General features: G+C 47.7%; 5 protein-coding genes. 3 read left to right on the plus strand and 2 right to left on the minus strand.

Annotated features, from left to right (window positions below; translation table 11 throughout):
• Positions 1 to 293: 293 nt before the first annotated feature.
• Positions 294 to 461, minus strand: coding sequence for a hypothetical protein (locus AB1756_04040; GenBank protein MEW5806508.1), 168 nt, complete (start codon positions 459 to 461; stop codon positions 294 to 296).
• Between the two features lie 501 nt (positions 462 to 962).
• Positions 963 to 1,508, minus strand: a complete 546-nt coding sequence (locus AB1756_04045; protein ID MEW5806509.1) for a hypothetical protein — start codon at positions 1,506 to 1,508, stop codon at positions 963 to 965.
• A 238-nt stretch (positions 1,509 to 1,746) separates the two neighbouring features.
• Here AB1756_04045 and thyX point away from each other — a divergent pair, with 238 nt between their 5' ends.
• The 3 genes from thyX to AB1756_04060 all read left to right on the plus strand — a co-directional run bounded on the left by thyX (position 1,747) and on the right by AB1756_04060 (position 4,187).
• Positions 1,747 to 2,670: an FAD-dependent thymidylate synthase gene (gene thyX / locus AB1756_04050; GenBank protein MEW5806510.1), complete on the plus strand. Its 924-nt coding sequence runs from the start codon at positions 1,747 to 1,749 to the stop codon at positions 2,668 to 2,670.
• A 70-nt stretch (positions 2,671 to 2,740) separates the two neighbouring features.
• Positions 2,741 to 3,967 carry a DUF438 domain-containing protein gene (locus tag AB1756_04055; protein ID MEW5806511.1) on the plus strand — a complete coding sequence of 409 codons (1,227 nt, stop codon included), beginning with the start codon at positions 2,741 to 2,743 and terminating at the stop codon, positions 3,965 to 3,967.
• A complete protein-coding gene (locus tag AB1756_04060) occupies positions 3,954 to 4,187 on the plus strand; it encodes a DUF1858 domain-containing protein (GenBank protein ID MEW5806512.1) in 234 nt (77 codons plus the stop codon). Before AB1756_04055 ends, AB1756_04060 begins: the two co-directional genes overlap by 14 nt.
• Positions 4,188 to 4,299 lie beyond the last annotated feature (112 nt).

Raw genomic sequence — 4,299 nt, forward strand, 5'->3', positions numbered from 1 at the left:
AAATCAAGAGAAAAATTAAAAATCGTGTGCCTATGAATTTGGATGATTTGAAGGAGCCCAATGTAGGAATATCAAGCACTTAGCTTCAATTTTATGCTAAAGTATGCCTATTACTGTCGAACGTAGGTATATCAAAAAGAATCTATTCTTTAGTGAGATTATTGCAGTTGTGCCGCGGAATATATGTTTCTCCTGCCCCGATCCACAGGCTTTCCTATTTCTATCAAATTCTTCGGGAACAGTGGGTTGGCGGGGGATGTGAACCCCCGCCTCAAGGAAAACGGCGCATAATGCTAACCGGATGGGCAGCACTTCTTCATGAAATCCTGCCATGATTTTTCATCGCTGCAGCATTTTTCGAAGAACGGCTTGCACTTGTCCTTGACTCCCTCGCCGGTGATTTCAAGGCGGTATCCGTTTTCAATCTCCGTTACCTTGATATTGCAGCAGTCCTTTTCCATGATTACTCACCAATAAGAACTATGCACATTTAACGCAATCTGAGATATTCAAAATAGTTCAGGTAATTCTGAAAATCTTCATTGAATTTTTTCATTTCCTGATCTGACAAATGGCTCTGCACGAACCGCATGCGGTTATTGATGAAAATATGCGAACCACTGGGTTTAGAGCACATCCCTAAATCACTTTACAAGGAGGTCTGGTTGATGTAATAGTTTCCCGTGGAGGGGAACTATAATGAGAAAAAAGAAGAGGATTGAGTTTTGACCACGGCTTCCTCGAAAGCCTGGCTGGAAGGGTGTAAGTGACGAGTTCTGGGAGAAAGTGGCAGGGTATTCAAGAAGATGTGGAAAGCCTGTTTGCAGGAATATGATGAGATGAGAGGGATCCGGTGGGATTGGCAGATCTTGGATAGCCAGACGGTGCCTGCGCCGGTAAAAAAGGGCAAAAAGTAGGCAAAAACCCCACAGATTTCATTCTTCTCTAATGACTTAACAGAGTTACACACGACCGGCTTCGAACTTGACTCCCATGTCAGAGCCGATGTTGCGGTAAAGTCTCTGCCAGTCCTCCATTCCTCTGGCAAGATCAAGAGATAGCTGGACGATGCGATCACGGTCGGGATCACTCTTAATGGCCTCCTGTTCCATCTTCTGCAGGTTGACATTCATGCGTGCAGAGATTTCATCGATGCCAGCGATGTGTTGCTGCAATTGTTTCAAGTAATCCGGACTCAGGCTCTCCACAAACTTCTTATGCTCGTTCTGCGCTCTTTGGGTCAGTCGCTGCAACTCCTCGACCATCTGAGCAACGAAATTCCTGAAATGAGGATCAGCGGATGCTTGCTCAAGGCTTTTGGCCTCAGTGCGCACTTTGTATGCTGCCTTGAGACATGTTTTGATCTGATCGACCTGCTGTTCCGTAGCCTTCATCCGCTGTTGAGGCTGGCTCGTCGTTTCCGTCTGCTGTGCCTTAATGTCCGGAAGGATTGAGAATGCTATACTCAAGACCGTTAGAATGGTTAGAATCACCTTTACTCTCGTCATTACGCCTCTGCTGCCATACTTGCGGTATTTTAACTCATAAAATCGTATTCTACCACCACCATATCGAATTATATTTAATACTTCTGATAGCTATAGCATCCGATGACTCAATACTTTTCCTGGGCATGTCTATATTGATGCTTTGAATTCATGGTTTAATGCTAAAATTAAGTAAGAATAGATTAGGAACATCATGAATAAGATTTCAAGGAAGCTAATTAGAAGAGAGGTTTTATAGATGACCGATCAACATTTTGAAAAATTGCGGAGAGTCAGTGTTCCCGCGTTTGACAGGATCCTGGGGAAACCCTTCAAGATCCTGGACGACGGCTTCATCAGGGTGATCGATTATCTGGGCTGCGATCAGTCGATTGTCCAGGCGGCCCGTGTATCATACGGAAAAGGGACCAAGAAGATAAGCCAGGATCGGGAACTCATCCGCTATCTCATGCGCCACCGGCATACGACCCCTTTCGAGATGTGCGAGATAAAGTTTCATCTCCGCGTCCCGATGGACACATGGAGGCAATGGATCCGTCACCGCACGGCTAACGTGAACGAGTATTCCACCCGATATTCTGAAGCCATCGCCTCCGCCCACCGGACCAAGCCATGGGAATGGCGGCTTCAGTCCAGAAACAACAAGCAGGGAAGCGAGGGTTTCATAGATGAAGAGATCGGGAAGCATCTAACGGAGGGAGAAGACGAGCTGCATCGCACTGCGACCCGGATTTACGAAGAACGGCTTAAAGTTGGCGTTGCGCGTGAACAGGCGCGCAAAGACCTGCCACTTTCAACGTACACCGAAGCCTACTGGAAGATAGACCTGCACAATCTCCTTCACTTTCTGGAACTGCGGATGGACGCAACGGCGCAGATCGAGATCCGCACCTACGCCAACATCATGGGATATGAGATCGTCAGGAAATGGTGTCCCCTGACATGGGAGGCTTTTGAAGATTACGTTCTGAAGGGGATGAGGCTTTCCACGCATGAGCAGGCGATAATTTCTGCCATAGCTAATGACAAGAAGAAAGAGGCGAAACAGTTAGCACTCTCTCACAGCTATCTTATGGAAAAAGACGGCGCTTTAAAAGCCACCCTGGAAGGCCGAGAGCTGGAAGAAAAGCTTGAAAAAATGTCCCTTCCCATACCATGGTGATGCAAAGCGGGATCATTATGCATGCTACAATATGAAAACACACGAAGATTCATTGAGTCAAGGAGGAACTATGACGTCTGGCCTTAGCAAGGAGCAGAAAAAAGAGGTCATTAAAGATATCATAATCAGACTGCATAAAGGTCTGACCGTCCAGGAGGCGACGAAAGAGCTCCAGGAAAAGGTAGGGAGCATCGGCTCCACAGAAATAGCAGAGATCGAGCAGTCGCTGATTCGCGAGGGACTGTCCACGGACGAGATAAAAAAGTTCTGCAACGTCCATGCGCTGTTGTTCCAGTCGGCTTTGCAGCAATCTGTGGTGGCAGTCGAGTCCCCCGCACACCCCATCTCCCTCTTCAAGAGCGAGAACCGCGAGATCGAAAAGATCGCGGGAAAGATCAAAGAGACCGCCAGAGAGATGGAAACCTCCGAATCACTGCAAATCAAGGAAAGGATGAAGGACTTGCTGACGAAGCTGAAAGGAATTGAGGTGCACTACACGCGAAAGGAGCAGGTCCTCTTTCCCTACCTCGAGAAGCACGGATTCTTCGGTCCATCCAAAGTCATGTGGGGAAAGGACAATGATATAAGAGACATGCTGAGGAGATCCATTGCGCAGATCGACGCGCTGAAGGGAAAAAAAGAAACCGAAGATTTTCTCAAAGACCTTATCAACCCCCTCGTAGAAGAAGTAGAAGGAATGATCTTCAAGGAAGAGAACATCCTCTTCCCCACGACGATGGAAAAGCTGACTGTCGATGAATGGGTCGAGGTCTTGAAGGCGAGCGACGACGTTGGATACGTTTTCATCGAGAAGCCGAAGGAGACCGAGCTCCTCATCTTTGAGCTCAAGACGGCTCTCGTCGAGGAGCCGACCATAAAGGATGGGAAGATCATCTCCTTCCCCTCCGGCGAATTATCATTGAAGGAACTGATGAACATGCTGAACACGCTACCCGTCGATCTCACCTTCGTTGATAAAGACGACCGCGTGAAATACTTCTCCGAAAGCAGGGATCGGATTTTCGTGAGGCCGAGGTCAATCATCGGGAGGCAGGTCCAGAACTGTCATCCGCCCCAGAGCCTGGATGTCGTCGAAAAGATCCTCACCGCCTTCAAGGAAGGGAAAAAGGATTTCTTCGATTTCTGGATCAACTTCATGGGAAAGTTTGTTTACATCCGTTACTTCGCCGTCCGTGACCGGGACCGGAATTATCTCGGGACGCTGGAAGTGACTCAGAACATAAAAGCGATCAAGGAGCTGGAAGGAGAGAAGAGGCTGCTCGATGAAAGTTATTGATCTGAAAAAAACTGTCTATGAATTGACGGAAGAACATCCCGAACTGATCGATATCCTTGCCGGAATGGGGTTCCTGGGAGTGAAGAACCCTATCATGAGGAACAGCCTCGGGAGGATCACGACCATCCCGGATGGGTGCAGGAAGCAGGGGAAAGATCTCAAAGAGGTCATCGAGAAGCTAAAGCAAGCAGGCTTCGATATCACAGGCCGGGTTTCCTGAAATCAGCCTCAATTATTTTCTTATGAATTCATTCCACTATGCACCGTTTCCTGGCAATGATGATGGCTATCATGCTTAGTGGCCTTGGTTTTTGGTGATTGACATACAAAAA

This window comes from Acidobacteriota bacterium (assembly GCA_040752675.1).
Lineage (GTDB): Bacteria > Acidobacteriota > Polarisedimenticolia > JBFMGF01 > JBFMGF01 > JBFMGF01.